The sequence below is a fragment of the Flavobacterium sp. UGB4466 genome, assembly GCF_903469665.1.
GTDB lineage: Bacteria > Bacteroidota > Bacteroidia > Flavobacteriales > Flavobacteriaceae > Flavobacterium > Flavobacterium lipolyticum.
The window spans coordinates 53,334-67,319 of sequence record NZ_CAGKLC010000020.1; the positions used below are offsets into that span (position 1 = coordinate 53,334).

The window sequence follows — 13,986 nt, forward strand, 5'->3', positions numbered from 1 at the left end:
TGAATTGTGAATTATAAGATGTAAAATGTAAACTGCGACCGTGTACTGCGACTGTGTACTGCGACCGAAAACCGCGACTAGAAACTACTGCTGAGAACTGATCGATAATTCTTCAATATCTTTATAATCGCTATAGGAGGAAGTGATAACTGATTCACCTTCTTTTAGACCTTCGAGAACTTCATAATACGATGGGTTTTCTCTGCCTAGTTTTATGTTTCTTCTTTCTGCTTTATTTCCTTTTATTACAAAAATCCATTTTCCTGCTGACTCCTGATTGAAACTTCCTTTTGAAACCACAAGCGTTTTGTTTTTTTCGGAGAGAATCAGTTTTACACCAAAACTAAGACCGTCCTGTAAAGTGATATTTTCTTTGGATATAAAAGCCAGCTCCACTCTAAAGTGCCCGTTTTTTACCTCCGGAATTACTTTTGTAACTAAAACTTCCAGATTTTTTCCTTGAAATTCTACTTGACCTTTCAGTCCTTCGCGTACTTTTTCCAAGTAAAATTCATCTACATCGGCTGCTAATTTGTAGCCTTGCTTAGAATCTATTTTTCCGATACTTTCACCTGCCTGAAACGTTTTTCCCAAAACCGGTTGAAAAGAAGTTAATCTCCCCGATTCCGGTGCTGTAATTAAAAAGTTCTTTTTATTGTTTCTTAAAATATCCAGACTTTTTTCCATAGTCTGAATCGAACGGTTGATTTGAGAAATTTGAACCTGATTGGTTTGTTTTTCTTTTTGAATACTTTGTTGGATCGTTCTTTTGCGCTCGTCCTGAAAACGCAGACTTTCTTTAAAATTATTCCAGTCATTTCTCGAAATCACATCTTTTTCAAACAATTTCGCGTTCATGTCGTACAGCCTTTTGGCGTCATTGTAATCGTGTTCGATTAAAACCAGGTCTTTGGTTAAGTTCAGCTCCTGATTTCTGATGTTCAGTTTTCCGGTGTTCAAATTATTGATTTGCTCGATAATAGCCGTTTCCTGAGTCAAATAATTCAGTTCTGTGTTTGGGTTGAACAAACGTGCTAAGGACTGACCTTTGGTAACCATTGCGCCATTTTCAACAAAAATCTCTTTTACAGAACCGCCTTCGGTAACATTCACAAGCATTACGTTAAGAGGTTCTACTTTGGCCTGAAAAACAACAAAATCTTCAAAGAAAGCTTTTTCTACTTTTTGAACGCTAAGTTCATCGGCTTTTACATTTAAACTTCTTTTGGTGTTAAACGAGAAAAATGCAATTGTCGCCAAAACTAAAAAAACTCCAATTGCTATTGTGAGATATCTAAATTTTCTATTTTTACGAGGAATTATCTTGTCCATTTCTTTAATAATTTACTGATTACCAATAGGTAAATACTGTGCCATAAAAAGTATAATCTGTAAAGTATTGATTTTAAAGAAGCTTTAAAAACCATCTAAAAAAGAAGTGTTCGGAAATGAACAGTTGACCGTTCAGAATCGGACAAAAAAAGACAGCATGCGAAAGAAACAAGCCCATATTTTAATCGTCGACGATCAGGAAGAAATTCTTTTTTCGGCAAAAATGATTCTCAAAAAACATTTTGAAACCATTTTTACGGCCAACAGTCCCAAAAAAATCATCTCTATTTTAAACGAAAATGAAATAAATGTGGTTTTGTTGGACATGAATTATCGAATTGGTTTTGAAGATGGGCGCGAAGGAATTCATTGGTTGAAGGAAATTAAAACACTTTCGCCAAAGACTGTTGTGATTTTGATGACTGCTTTTGGTAAAATTGACACCGCGGTTGAGGGAATTAAAATTGGGGCTTTTGATTATGTTTTGAAACCCTGGAACAACGAAAAACTACTGGAAATTATTGATAAGGCTGTAGTAGAGAGCCGAAAGAATGGTAAAAAAGAAGTAGTAGAAAAACCAGCCAAAAGTTATTTTACAGGAACTTCTCCTAAAATTAAGCAGGCTTACGGTATTGCTGAGAGAGTCGCCAGAACAGCTGCTAACGTTTTAATCTTAGGTGAGAACGGAACCGGAAAGTATGTTTTTGCCGAGTTCATTCATTTGAATTCAGAGCGAAAAGAACAGCCTTTTGTGCATGTCGATCTGGGGTCGCTGAGTGATAACTTGTTTGAAAGTGAACTGTTTGGATATGCCAAGGGTGCTTTTACAGATGCTAAAACAGATACCGCGGGAAGATTTGAAGCGGCTTCGGGCGGTACGATCTTTCTCGATGAGATAGGGAATATTCCGTTACATCTGCAATCCAAACTCTTGCATGTTTTACAAACCAAAACCGTAACCCGTTTGGGCGAAAGCAAAGCAAGACCGCTGAATGTAAGGATCATTGCGGCTACCAATGCCGATATAAAAGCAGAAGTAAAAAATAAAACGTTTAGGGAAGATTTACTGTACCGAATCAATACCATGGAGATTCATTTACCTTCTTTGCGTGAGCGAAAAGACGATATTATCCCAATGGCTAATTTTATTTTGGATAACATTGCTGAAAAATACAATCAGGAAAATTGGTGTTTTGACGACAATGTCGGACCCTATTTAGAAAAATATCCCTGGAAAGGAAATATTCGGGAATTAGAGAATAAGATTGAGCGGGCCTTAATTTTGGCCGATAATCATACTATTTCGGTAACCAATCTGGATATTTTGGATTTCGAAGAACTTCCGGAAAACGACGAAAATCCACTGTCTGAAATGGAACGAAATGCCATCGAGAAAACATTGTTTAAGAATAATGGGAATATCAGCAAAACAGCCGAAGAACTTGGGCTTTCAAGGGCCGCGTTGTACAGAAGAATTGAAAAATACGATCTGAAAAACATCTAAACTTAAAAATAGTTTCGAACGGCTTTGAAAGATTTTCATTAGATATTAAACTTTTGAATCTGTCGGAATAAAAAATAAAACAATGAAGAACTGGAAATTTTATAACGCTTTGTTTGCAAGGATTCTGCTCCTGATGATTCCCTTTTTCTTTTGTGTCTTTTTGGTTTACAAAGAACTGTATTACAATGCGATTCTGGTTGGTTTTGTCGTTTTTCTATTGTTGTCTGAAATGTATTTTTTTGTTAAAGGACAGACCTTGTTTTACGATAAAATGCTTTTATCGATCCTACAGGATGATTTTTCGAATAATTTTCCGGAAGAAAGTAACAAGGAGAATTTCAGAAACTTGTTTTTGCTTTATGATAAATTAAAGGTTCAGCGACAGGAACAGACGTCAAAAGAGCGCGTCTATCAGTCCATTTTAAATAATATCGACACCGCTACTTTAATTCTGGAGAAAGAAGGTGGCGAGGACTGGAATCTTTTTTTAATGAACGATTGCTTCTCCAACTTATTCAAAGTGCCAAAAGTAAGCCAATGGAAGTATCTTAAAAACTATTTGCCCTCTCTTTGTGAGGAAATCGAAAAGACCGATTTTACAGAATTGAAAACGGCAATTTCGATCAAGATCGAAGATCAGGATTTACAGACTTTTGTGCTTCAGACTTCGCATACGAAAATGTATGACAAAGAATATTTTATTATTCTGCTGGACAGTATTCAGCGTGTTATCGAGAAAAAAGAAAAGGAAGCCTGGATCAATCTGATGAAAATTATTTCGCACGAGTTAATGAATTCGCTAACGCCAATCCGTGCACTTTCGCAAAATTTACTGCAAATAGTTGATCAGGAGGAATTAGAAGAGGATGATTTTGAGGATATTAAAAGCAGTATTTCGACCATTATCAATCGGAGCGATCATTTGCAGGTTTTTGTAGAAAATTATCGAAAACTGGCTATGCTGCCTACTCCGACTAAAAAAATGACTCCTATAAAGGTTCTTTTTGAAGACTGTCTTCGGGTAATGAGTCCAATTTTAAAGACGGAAGATATTGAACTGGTAAACGAGATTAATAGTTCAAGATCGATTTTAATTGATAAAAGTCAGATAGAACAGGTAATTATCAATTTGATTACCAATAGCATTTATGCTTTGAAAGAAAAGCGCGAAAAGAAGATGTTCCTGTCGTCGTATACTGAAAACAATCGCTTTTTTATTGCCATTTCGGATAACGGAAAAGGAATCGATACCGAGATCAGAGATAAAGTTTTTCTGCCGTTTTTTACCACCAGAAAAGATGGTGCCGGAATTGGACTAACGCTTTCTAAAAATATCATCGAAGCACACGGTGGCTATTTGAGTTACCAAACCGATGAGGAGAAAACCAGTTTTGTAATTTGCCTGATTTGATTCAGATATCAAAAAGTAAAATGGCAAACAAGTTATGGTTCTAAAAATAGAATTTGGGATTGTCATATGTGCCCCTTGCGTCTCTAGCGGTTAAACAAAAAACTTTAAAGCTCGATTTCCGGCTGCCAGAAGTGTTTTTCAAAATCTATAATCTGATTGTCTATGACTTTAATGCCTTCACTTTCGAGTAATTGTTGCATTAAATGGGTTCCGTCAAAATGATGTTTTCCGGTGAGAAGCCCTTTTCTGTTTACCACACGATGCGCAGGTACATCATCCATGTTGTGACAGGCATTCATAGCCCAGCCTACCATTCGGGCAGAACGGGCTGTTCCTAAAGCTTTGGCAATTGCGCCATAAGAAGTTACTTTTCCGTACGGAATTTGTCTGGCAATCGCATAAACTCTTTCAAAAAAATTATCTTCTGCCATAATTTGTAGCACAGGTTAGAGGGTGAGAAATGATTTTACTAACGAAATTTTCACGCAGATTTTATGCATTAAAATGAAGCCTAATTTTTTTAATTTAGGAAGGAAAAAGGATCTGCTTAATCTGCAAAATCTGCGTGAAACTAAAATTTACAAATAAATAATAATCTGATTTTATATTTTATTAACTGAAATAGTAAGTCAAAATATTAAAAAGCGTGAGTACAGCAATTAATCCTGTGATGCTTCCAATAATGGTATTCATGTTTTTCATCAGATAATCTGTTTTCTTCTCGATTCTTCCAAAGAAACCAATGTAGCTGTATAAAGCGGCAAATGAGCCTAAAACAGATCCGAATACAAAAGTAAAAATAATGTTGTTTTCAAATGCAAAAAGGTGGTAAGAGGCCAAAGTAACACTTACAACCACATAATACGGAATAGGGAAGAAGTTAAGTCCGGAAAGCAGCATTCCCAGAAAGAAACGGCTTTTTTTACTGGTTTTTTTTATTTTCGATTTTTTGGCTTTCGGTTCTTTGGCTATAAACAAAAAATAAACGGTTAAAACAGAGAAAATAACAAATCCTACTTCGCGTAATAATGTCACCACATCCGGGCGATTGTCGATGACTCGTGCAAAAAAAACGGCTAAAGAAACCTGAAAAAAGATCACTAAGACAGCTCCGGCAACAAACCATAAAGCATTTTTTTTCCCCTCTTTCAAATTTACTTTGGCTGCTGTCATGTTGATTAAACCTGGTGGAATAATCCCAATGAAAGCGGCAAGAAAACCTGAAAGTAATGGGGTAAGTAATGCCATTCAGCTGATTGATGGGTTATGAAAAAAGTTTTTAAAATTAAATTAGTCTTTAATTTTAAAACGAATATACGTAATTGCCTTGTTAATCTCTAAATATTGTTTTTCATAAAAAGTCTGGAATGCCGTAACTTCTTCAGGGCTTCCTTCATTTTTATATACATTATGATTGGCGTATAAAACCTCGTGACCTTCACCGTGAAGTAGCCCCAACGTGTAACCGTGCATGAATTCGCTGTCGGTTTTTAAGTTTACGACACCGTCTTTTTTAAGGATTCTTTTGTATAATTTCAGGAACTCCGAATTGGTCATACGGTGTTTGGTTCTCTTGTATTTGATTTGCGGATCCGGAAAAGTAATCCAGATTTCGTCCACTTCATTGTCGGCAAAAATATGATTGATTAGTTCGATTTGAGTTCGAACAAATGCAACGTTGTGTAATCCGTTTTCAACAGCGGTTTTGGCACCTCTCCAGAAACGGGCTCCTTTAATATCAATTCCGATAAAATTTTTGTTCGGATATCTTTCTGCTAATCCAACAGAATATTCTCCTTTTCCACATCCCAATTCTAAAACTAATGGATTATCATTTTTAAAGAAATCAGAATTCCATTTTCCTTTCAAAGGCATTAAATCGCCTACAACTTCTTCTCTGGTTGGTTGAAAAACGTTTTGAAATGTTTCGTTTTCTCTGAATCTTTTTAGTTTATTTTTACTTCCCACTTTTACAAAAATTTTCAGCAAAATTAAGGAATATAAACGAATGAAAATAGTACAATTAGCTTTAAAAGTTTTCGGCCACGAATTTTCATCAAGGATATTTTTCTTCGCCACGAATTCACGAATTAATTTAAGCGGTTTGGTTGGAAAAAAATTAGTGCAGATTAAATTTAATTCGTGGCAAAAGAAATAAAAGTTTTTCGCCACGAATTCACGAATTTCCGTGAATTAATTTAAGCGGTATGTCGGAAAAAATTAGTGTAGATTAGTGAATTCGTGGCGAAAAAAAAAGATTTCTTAACTGTACTGCGGTTCTGCAATAGATTTTAATTTTGGATCAAGCGTCTCATCGTGTTGGGAGAGATCCAATCCGATATGTTCGTTCTCTTCAGAAACACGCAATGGAATAATGAAATTGGTTACCTTAAACAAGAAGTACGCTCCGAAGAAAGTAAATACAGAAACCAATACCAATGCCATCATGTGATGCGCAAATACATTCCAGCCTCCGTGTAACAAACTCGCATCTTCACCATGAGCAAAAATAGCGGTTAGAATCATTCCCATAATTCCGCCTACACCGTGACAGGCAAAAACATCAAGGGTATCATCGAATTTTTTTGATAAGCGACAATTTACCACTGAGTTGGAAACCAGAGCTGTTATAAATCCAAAGAACATACTTTCAGGAACTGACACATAACCTGCAGCCGGAGTAATGGCGACCAAACCTACCACAGCTCCAATGCAAGCACCAAGAGCCGAAACTTTTCGGCCGTTCATTCGGTCAAAGAAAACCCAGGTTAACATGGCTGCTGCCGATGAGGTTGTAGTTGTCGCAAAAGCCATTGCGGCGGTTCCGTTGGCAGCAAGAGCCGAACCGGCATTGAAGCCAAACCATCCGAACCATAACATTCCGGTTCCTAGTAAGACAAACGGAATATTGGTTGGAATGTGTTGATTGTTTTTTCTTTTTCCTAAAACCAGTACTCCCGCCAAAGCTGCAAATCCTGAACTCATGTGTACAACGGTTCCTCCGGCGAAATCTTTTACGCCAAAATAACTGCCTAAAATACCTGTTGGATACCAAACGGAATGGCACAATGGCGCGTAAATAAAAACGGTAAACAGACTGATAAAAAGTAAATACGATATAAAACGAACGCGCTCTGCAAAAGAACCGGTGATAATGGCCGGAGCAATAATCGCAAATTTCATTTGAAACAATGCAAAAAGCATAAACGGAATCGTGCTGGCCAATTGTTTATGAGGCAGAACTCCCACATAATCCATAAAAGCAAAAGTGGTTGGATCACCGAAGAAACTATAGAAATGCCCCCCTAAATTTAGTCCTACAGGATCGCCAAAAGCCAGACTAAAGGCGACTACAACCCACAGAAGTGTTACAACCCCTAAACAGATAAAACTCTGTAACATGGTCGAAATCACATTCTTCTTACCGACCATTCCGCCGTAAAAAAAAGACAGTCCCGGAGTCATAATTAAAACCAGGCAGCAGGACGTTAACATCCAGGCGACATCGGCAGGAACGATATGATCGGTTGTGCCAAATTCAGATAATACGTAACTATTTTCGGTTATAGTTGGCCAAAAAGCACCAGTAACGCAAACAATACTGATGATAATAAAGGAAATGATCCAGCGTTTTTCTATTTTCATTTTTCAAATACTTTATGTGTCCCTATTTTTTTAGGGTTAAAGTTATGAAAAAATGAATATTATGGTTTTAAGGGGTGTAAAAACAGAGGTGTTGTTTTTATTTTAGTGGATTTTGTAAAATACACCCTGTTTTTTTGAGGGTATTTTATTTTGCGCTTCTAAAAAAGAGACAAAATTGCCAATTGTATTATAATAAAATTGGCAAAGTGTACTGTAAAGGGCGTAAAAAGTTAGGATTGTAAAAAGAAAGTCCAAAAATGTTTATTTTTTTTGAAGCTTTGCAATCAAAACGTCTTCGATAGGAGCCTTAATTTTGATCGCTGCATTTACTTCCTCATTAGGAACCGTCATAGATAACACATAATGTTGAATTTTCCATTCTTTCCCTATTTTAATTAAAACCCCCGATCCGCGGCAAATCTTCATTTGTGTGTTTAACAGTTCATCAAACCACGCAATTTTTCCGGTTTTGTCGAAAAAGATGTGACGTTCTAAAGCTGTGAAATTCCAGGCAGTTCCTTTGTCAAAATAGGGTTTAGCCCAAACTTTAAAATCTTTTTTGATCCAGTTTTCGGTGGCATCAGTTCCGATGAAAATAGCATCTTCGGCCATTAAATCAAAATAAGCATCAAATTTTACTTCGCCGGCTGCTTTGTGCCAGGCATCAATAGTTTGGTTGACTTTGTCTTTTTCAGAAGTCTGTGCGTTTGCAAAAAAGGTAACAAATAATAAAAGTAAGATTGGTTTTTTCATAAGTGGTTTGTTTTGGATTTAAAGTTAGCAAATATTTTTTGAAAGGTTCTGAGGTTCTGAGATGCAGAGGTTCTGAGATGCAGAGGTTCAAGACGCAGTGCTGTTAAACGTATCGTTTGTCATCCTGAGGAACGAAGGATCACATAAGAAACTCTACAAAGATTGGCGACATTCTGTGTAGAGTTTCTGGTACTATTTGCTTAGTCCGCTTGCTATCGCTCGAGTCTATAAATTTTAGGGGATTAAATTTATTAATGTTGTGCATGCATCTGCTTAAATCTTTTTAAAATCTGCGTGAAACAATAACGCTGCGTCTTTGCAAACCCAAATCGCCAAGTAAAACTTAAATTATCTTACATCACTTATATGGTATAATAGGATTTAGTATATTTGATAGCTTTAAAATCGATACATCATGAATCCAAAAATACTCATCACCTCATTAGTACTTTCCTCTATCTTTTTAACTTCCTGCAAAAAGGAATTAGAACCTCAGGAAAACACACCAAATTCTGAATTGGTAAAACTGGGATTGGCAAAAGATACGACAAAAGCAGCCCCTGTTGTTCAGACTCCTACTGCAGCAAATCCAAATACAGTTTTGAGTGCTAATGGCGGAATGAATCCTGCACACGGACAACCCGGACATCGTTGCGATATTGCTGTTGGGGCGCCATTAAATTCGGCTCCTACACAAGGACAAGCTACAACAACACAGCCTGCACAAACCGTTCAGGTCAAACCAGGGCAGCAAAATGTAGTGACCACAACAACTGTTACGCCAACAAAAGTGGCTAAAGGCATGAATCCTGCCCACGGACAACCCGGACACCGCTGCGATATTCCGGTGGGAGCTCCTTTAAATTCTCCGGCTGCTGCCAAACAAGCTGTTGCCGCCAATACAGCACAAAGCGGAACTGCTTCGCAAACTTTTACCGTAACACCTCCGGCGACAGACAATGCGGTTCCGGCTTTGTTAAGTACAGAAACAGCAACTGTAGCCGATGGAAAAAATCCCGCACACGGAAAACCAGGGCATCGCTGCGATATTGCAGTGGGTGCGCCATTACCAAAATCATAAGGAAGCCGAGAATTGTATAAATAATAATTTGGGCGTGCCACCAATATAAAAAGGGGCTGACTATTGCAATCGCTTAGTCGCCCCTTTTTATATTGCTGTCGGGCTTTCGCTGCTACTTCGGTAGCTTAGCTCTATCCCTCACGCGAGACAGTTTTCAGTCTCAGTTTCCGGTCTAATTTTGTCGTCCTGAGCGTAGTCGAAGGGCGACAATGTATAAAAGATTGTTTTATTCAATTTCAAAAATCGCCTGAATTTCTACAGCCGAATTAATCGGTAATGAAGCAGCGCCAATGGTCGCTCTGGCATGTTTTCCTTTTTCTCCAAAAACCAAAGCCGTTAAATTTGAAGCCGAATTCATAAGGGCTGCATGTTGCGTATATTCCGGAATGGTATTAAAATATCCGGTCAACTGTACACATTGTTTTACTTTGTTCAAATCGCCACCGCAGGCTTCTTTTAGTACCGCAATTACATTTAGCATCGTTTGATACGTAGCTTCTTTGGCCTGATCATCCGTAACTGTTGCGCCAACTTTTCCGGGATTCAGAATCTTTCCGTCTTTTAAAGCCACCTGATTAATGTACACTTTATGATCTGAAATCGTAAACGGAACATAATTCCCAACCGGTTTAGGAGCTTCAGGAAGCGTAATGTTATTGTCTTTTAAGGTTTTGTTGATATCGCTTTTAGCTTCAACGGCAGTTGTTTTTACTCCTTTACTATTTTCTGTAGTTTTCAATCCCGAAGCCACTCTCGCCAAAGCTTTTCCTTGTTCTTTGGCCAAATTCAATTCGCTTGCAGAAGGTCTCGTTCCCACAGATCCTGCCAATGAAGTAGCGCCAAACGGAGTGTTTCCTTGCGGAACCGTTTTGTCTAAAGTGGCCGTTCCCATAATCCCCGTTGGAACGATTATCATTCCGTGTGAGGCTAGAATGTTCCAGAACGATAAAATCGCAGCCTCTTTTCCGGCTCCCGATCCTGCCGACATAAACACAGTAGCTGGTTTTCCTTCCAGAGCTCTTGAAGTCCAAAGCGGAATACTTTGACCGAAGAAGTAACTCATATCGGCACTAATATTCGCAAAATGTACAGGGCTTCCAAATGCGATTCCGTCATAATTGGCCAATTCTTCGATAGTTGCAATGGGTAATTTTTCTACATCAGCATTCAGTTTTTCTTTTGAATTGATCGAAGGAACACGTTTTAGAATTGCTTTTGCATTGGGATATTCCTGAATTCCTTCGGCAATAGACTTGGCCATTTTATAAGTTCCGCTATTTTGGGAATAGATCAAAACCAGCACATTGGTTTCAGCTGATTTTACTTGTGCATTTGAACCAAAACCTATAAAAAGAGCTGTTAATAATAGCAGTAGTTGCTTTTTCATGAGGGGTAATTTTTAATAATTTGTAATGGATAATCTCAATTAAGAAACTTTTTATTTAAAAAAACAAGTTCTTCTTTTGGGATTGCAAAATTACTTCTTACAATATCAAAAAGCGTTATTATTATCTTAATTAAGGTTTTTTGGGTATAATTTATTTTAGGTCCCATCGGGACGAATATATTTATAAAAAAAATCAAAACAATATATTTAGAGCTCCGGAGGAGCAATAAATTTATAGGAAATTAAAAATGCACATCAACAGAACCCCATCGGGGTGACCTATCAAATTGTGCTAAAATTATATGTCGCTCCGCTGGAGCTGGATTAGAAAAACGCATACTCAAATTAGTCTATAGATATATCGCTCCGTTGGAGCTTTTGCTTAAAAAGAATAGAAAAAAATCTGCGTTATCTGCAAACCCGAGCGATAGCGAACAGGCGAAGCAATTCACGAATTATTATAAAGCAATAATTCGTGAATTCGTGGCGGAATTTTTTATTCACCTTTTCTAAAGAAATAAATTCTATGTATTCAAAAAAGGCACAGAAAAATCTGCTCAATCTGCGGAATCTGCGAGAAAAAAGTAAACACATTTCTCTCAAATAGCTGTGTGTTCAGAAAAATAAAGGCACAGAAAAAATCTGCTCAATCTGCTGAATCTGCGAGAAACAAAAAAAAGTAATCATTCTAATCTGTGAAATCTGTGGCAAAAAAAATTAACTTCGAGCAAACAAATCGCCTTACTTATGAAAAAAGCAATTCTGTACGGAGCAAGCGGGCTAGTAGGTTCCTATATTCTCGACAATTTATTAAACAACAATAACTACGAACAAGTAATAATTGTAGTAAGGAAAGATCTAAACATCCAGCATCCCAAACTAAAAACACTGATAGGTGATTTTAACTCCTTATCCAAAGTGGTGAAGGACATTCAAGCCGATGAAGTTTTTATCGCTCTGGGTACTACACAGAAGAAAACACCAGACAAAAAGTTATACTATCAAATCGATCACGATTACCCGATTCTGGCAGCAAAACTGGCGAAAGAAAACGGAGCAAAAGCGGTCTTTCTAGTTTCGGCTCTTGGTGCCAATGCGAAATCGTCGATATTTTATACGAAGTTAAAGGGAGAAACCGAACAAGGGATCATCAGTCTGAATTTAGAGCATACTTATATCTTTCGTCCTTCTATGATTTTAGGAGACCGAAAAGAAAGCCGACCGATGGAAAAAGTATTCATTGGAATATTCAAATGGATCAACCCAATATTTATGGGGAGCCTAAGTAAATACAAAGGAATAGAGGCCGAAGATATTGCCAAAGCAATGGTAAAAAGCGCAGAACAATTGGATCAGAAGGTAAGAATAGTACACTGGAAAGAAATGACGACTTTACTAAAATAAAAAAGGACCTTATCCGGATTAGAGATAAGGTCCTTTTTATGGATGGGATATAAATTAATACGCTTTCATTTTTTCGAAAGTAGTAGTTAAAGATTTTTTTGCCTTCGCCAATGCACCAATAAAAGCTTTTTCAAGCGTATCGGCATGGTCTGTAACGGTTACTGGTTGTAATTTTGCAGTACGAACTTCAATCACACATTTTTTGTCGTGCAGACTAAATTTCTCCCCGTTTTCGTCTCCAAAATGAACTTCAACGCGGGTAATTTTATCTTCAAAACGCTTTAAGCCTTTTTCTAATTCACCAGAGAAATAAGCTTCTAATCTTTCATGTCCTTCGATGTTCTTGTCGGTATTGATCTGAATTTTCATAATTGGTTTGTATTTAATGATTGTCTCTCAAAGCTATCTTTTTTTAGACAAAAACACAAATAGGTTAATAAAACATTAAGAAATTAATTGCAGTTTTTTTTGTCATTTCGATCGAAGAGAGAAATCACACAAGTAACTCCGCAAGGTTTGATTTAGATCGTAGAGTTACTCACGAGGATTTCTCATTCTTCGAAATGACATGCTTTATGGATGTTTTGTGTTTTACGTGCTATTTGTCATTTCGATCGAAGAGAGAAATAACACCTAGTATCAGGCTGAGCGACATGCAGAGTGTCACACCCAGTGTCAGGCTGAGCGAAGTCGAAGCCCCGGTCATTAAGTTAAAAACTAAGAAAACCCTCCATAACTTTTTTGCTTTTCATATCTTCGCAGTCCTAAAACTTTCAGATTATGAACTTGACTAAACTTTTGCCCGTGTGGTACGCTGGCGGTATTGGAAACAACTGCAACGCTCTGAAAGGCGTAGGACAGCTAACCCATTCGGGTTTTATATCCCTTAAACTTTCAGATTATGAGTACAAACACCTTCACCAAAGAAACCGAATTAAGGTTGGCTGATTTTTTCAGCAATTCGATTGATCCCGCAACAATGGCAAAAACCATTCGTCAGGTAAACTATGCACTTGCCTTAAGTGTAATGCAGGAACACGAATCTTTACAATCCGAGAAAACCAACCTCCAAAATGGATTTTACTGGCTCAATCAATTAGCCGAAATTTTAAATCCGTATCTGGATGTTGAATAAACTTGAAAAGCCACTGTGAAGTGGCTTTTTTTATGAGATTTCTTTGTTCCGCTTAGTTTGTCATTTCGAAGGATGAGAAATCTTCGCAAGTGGCTTAGTTGCGATTTTCAATCCTTTGCTTTTCTCTTGTTACATTTAATAATACACGAATTCAAATTCTTTTAATTTTAAATCTTGTTATGTGATCGCAAATATCACATTTTACAAAACTATCATTATCTACAAACATATCTATTTCAATTTCGTAATCACAAATAGGGCAATTATAAATAACGTCTATAAGTTTTATAGGCGGATTGAGTACAGTTGGGATTTCTAATATTGAATATTCAAT

Annotated in this window: 14 protein-coding genes; 5 read left to right on the top strand and 9 right to left on the bottom strand. The window is 37.1% G+C overall.

Annotation, left to right across the window (positions count from 1 at the left end):
* Window positions 1-84: 84 nt before the first annotated feature.
* A complete protein-coding gene (locus JO950_RS07885) occupies window positions 85-1,332 on the bottom strand; it encodes an efflux RND transporter periplasmic adaptor subunit (RefSeq protein WP_202702153.1) in 1,248 nt (415 codons plus the stop codon).
* A gap of 157 nt (window positions 1,333-1,489) precedes the next feature.
* On the opposite strand from JO950_RS07885, the gene JO950_RS07890 reads away from it, so the two are divergent.
* Both JO950_RS07890 and JO950_RS07895 read left to right on the top strand, forming a co-directional pair.
* Window positions 1,490-2,836 (top strand): sigma-54 dependent transcriptional regulator, encoded by a 1,347-nt coding sequence (locus tag JO950_RS07890; protein WP_202702154.1) that lies wholly within the window; start codon window positions 1,490-1,492, stop codon window positions 2,834-2,836.
* Between the two features lie 82 nt (window positions 2,837-2,918).
* Window positions 2,919-4,247 (top strand): PAS domain-containing sensor histidine kinase, encoded by a 1,329-nt coding sequence (locus JO950_RS07895; RefSeq protein ID WP_202702155.1) that lies wholly within the window; start codon window positions 2,919-2,921, stop codon window positions 4,245-4,247.
* Window positions 4,248-4,351: 104 nt separating this feature from the next.
* Here JO950_RS07895 and JO950_RS07900 read toward each other — a convergent pair whose 3' ends face one another.
* From JO950_RS07900 to JO950_RS07920, 5 genes are all read right to left on the bottom strand, one after another.
* Window positions 4,352-4,678 carry an MGMT family protein gene (locus JO950_RS07900; RefSeq protein WP_202702156.1) on the bottom strand — a complete coding sequence of 109 codons (327 nt, stop codon included), beginning with the start codon at window positions 4,676-4,678 and terminating at the stop codon, window positions 4,352-4,354.
* Between the two features lie 181 nt (window positions 4,679-4,859).
* Window positions 4,860-5,495: a LysE family transporter gene (locus JO950_RS07905; RefSeq protein WP_070906045.1), complete on the bottom strand. Its 636-nt coding sequence runs from the start codon at window positions 5,493-5,495 to the stop codon at window positions 4,860-4,862.
* A 42-nt stretch (window positions 5,496-5,537) separates the two neighbouring features.
* Entirely contained in the window at window positions 5,538-6,215 is a 678-nt protein-coding gene (gene trmB, locus JO950_RS07910; protein ID WP_026109789.1) for a tRNA (guanosine(46)-N7)-methyltransferase TrmB, read from the bottom strand.
* 294 nt (window positions 6,216-6,509) lie between these two features.
* Window positions 6,510-7,892: an ammonium transporter gene (locus JO950_RS07915; protein WP_202702157.1), complete on the bottom strand. Its 1,383-nt coding sequence runs from the start codon at window positions 7,890-7,892 to the stop codon at window positions 6,510-6,512.
* 261 nt (window positions 7,893-8,153) lie between these two features.
* Window positions 8,154-8,645: a nuclear transport factor 2 family protein gene (locus tag JO950_RS07920; protein WP_070906043.1), complete on the bottom strand. Its 492-nt coding sequence runs from the start codon at window positions 8,643-8,645 to the stop codon at window positions 8,154-8,156.
* 415 nt (window positions 8,646-9,060) lie between these two features.
* Between JO950_RS07920 and JO950_RS07925 the strand changes: the two genes are divergently transcribed.
* The gene (locus JO950_RS07925; protein WP_202702158.1) at window positions 9,061-9,726 is read left to right on the top strand and encodes a hypothetical protein; all 666 of its coding nucleotides are present in this window, start codon (window positions 9,061-9,063) and stop codon (window positions 9,724-9,726) included.
* Window positions 9,727-9,952: 226 nt separating this feature from the next.
* On the opposite strand, the gene wrbA is transcribed toward JO950_RS07925, so the two are convergent.
* On the bottom strand, window positions 9,953-11,113 hold the full coding sequence (wrbA, locus tag JO950_RS07930) for an NAD(P)H:quinone oxidoreductase (RefSeq protein WP_202702159.1): 1,161 nt from the start codon (window positions 11,111-11,113) through the stop codon (window positions 9,953-9,955).
* Between the two features lie 747 nt (window positions 11,114-11,860).
* On the opposite strand from wrbA, the gene JO950_RS07935 reads away from it, so the two are divergent.
* Window positions 11,861-12,517: an NAD(P)H-binding protein gene (locus JO950_RS07935; protein WP_202702160.1), complete on the top strand. Its 657-nt coding sequence runs from the start codon at window positions 11,861-11,863 to the stop codon at window positions 12,515-12,517.
* A 54-nt stretch (window positions 12,518-12,571) separates the two neighbouring features.
* Here JO950_RS07935 and JO950_RS07940 read toward each other — a convergent pair whose 3' ends face one another.
* Entirely contained in the window at window positions 12,572-12,886 is a 315-nt protein-coding gene (locus tag JO950_RS07940; RefSeq protein WP_070906039.1) for an HPF/RaiA family ribosome-associated protein, read from the bottom strand.
* A gap of 532 nt (window positions 12,887-13,418) precedes the next feature.
* Here JO950_RS07940 and JO950_RS07945 point away from each other — a divergent pair.
* Window positions 13,419-13,652 carry a hypothetical protein gene (locus tag JO950_RS07945; protein WP_202702161.1) on the top strand — a complete coding sequence of 78 codons (234 nt, stop codon included), beginning with the start codon at window positions 13,419-13,421 and terminating at the stop codon, window positions 13,650-13,652.
* A gap of 151 nt (window positions 13,653-13,803) precedes the next feature.
* Here JO950_RS07945 and JO950_RS22230 read toward each other — a convergent pair.
* Window positions 13,804-13,986: hypothetical protein (locus tag JO950_RS22230; RefSeq protein ID WP_237732311.1), on the bottom strand; the 183-nt coding region annotated here is incomplete at its 5' end.

Excerpts from the sequence above, each read along its gene's own strand:
- JO950_RS07885 (WP_202702153.1), bottom strand. The coding sequence starts at position 1,332 with ATGGACAAGATAATTCCTCGTAAAAATAGAAAATTTAGATATCTCACA.
- JO950_RS07890 (WP_202702154.1), top strand. The coding sequence starts at position 1,490 with ATGCGAAAGAAACAAGCCCATATTTTAATCGTCGACGATCAGGAAGAA.
- JO950_RS07895 (WP_202702155.1), top strand. The coding sequence starts at position 2,919 with ATGAAGAACTGGAAATTTTATAACGCTTTGTTTGCAAGGATTCTGCTC.
- JO950_RS07900 (WP_202702156.1), bottom strand. The coding sequence starts at position 4,678 with ATGGCAGAAGATAATTTTTTTGAAAGAGTTTATGCGATTGCCAGACAA.
- JO950_RS07905 (WP_070906045.1), bottom strand. The coding sequence starts at position 5,495 with ATGGCATTACTTACCCCATTACTTTCAGGTTTTCTTGCCGCTTTCATT.
- JO950_RS07915 (WP_202702157.1), bottom strand. The coding sequence starts at position 7,892 with ATGAAAATAGAAAAACGCTGGATCATTTCCTTTATTATCATCAGTATT.
- JO950_RS07920 (WP_070906043.1), bottom strand. The coding sequence starts at position 8,645 with ATGAAAAAACCAATCTTACTTTTATTATTTGTTACCTTTTTTGCAAAC.
- JO950_RS07925 (WP_202702158.1), top strand. The coding sequence starts at position 9,061 with ATGAATCCAAAAATACTCATCACCTCATTAGTACTTTCCTCTATCTTT.
- wrbA (WP_202702159.1), bottom strand. The coding sequence starts at position 11,113 with ATGAAAAAGCAACTACTGCTATTATTAACAGCTCTTTTTATAGGTTTT.
- JO950_RS07935 (WP_202702160.1), top strand. The coding sequence starts at position 11,861 with ATGAAAAAAGCAATTCTGTACGGAGCAAGCGGGCTAGTAGGTTCCTAT.
- JO950_RS07940 (WP_070906039.1), bottom strand. The coding sequence starts at position 12,886 with ATGAAAATTCAGATCAATACCGACAAGAACATCGAAGGACATGAAAGA.
- JO950_RS07945 (WP_202702161.1), top strand. The coding sequence starts at position 13,419 with ATGAGTACAAACACCTTCACCAAAGAAACCGAATTAAGGTTGGCTGAT.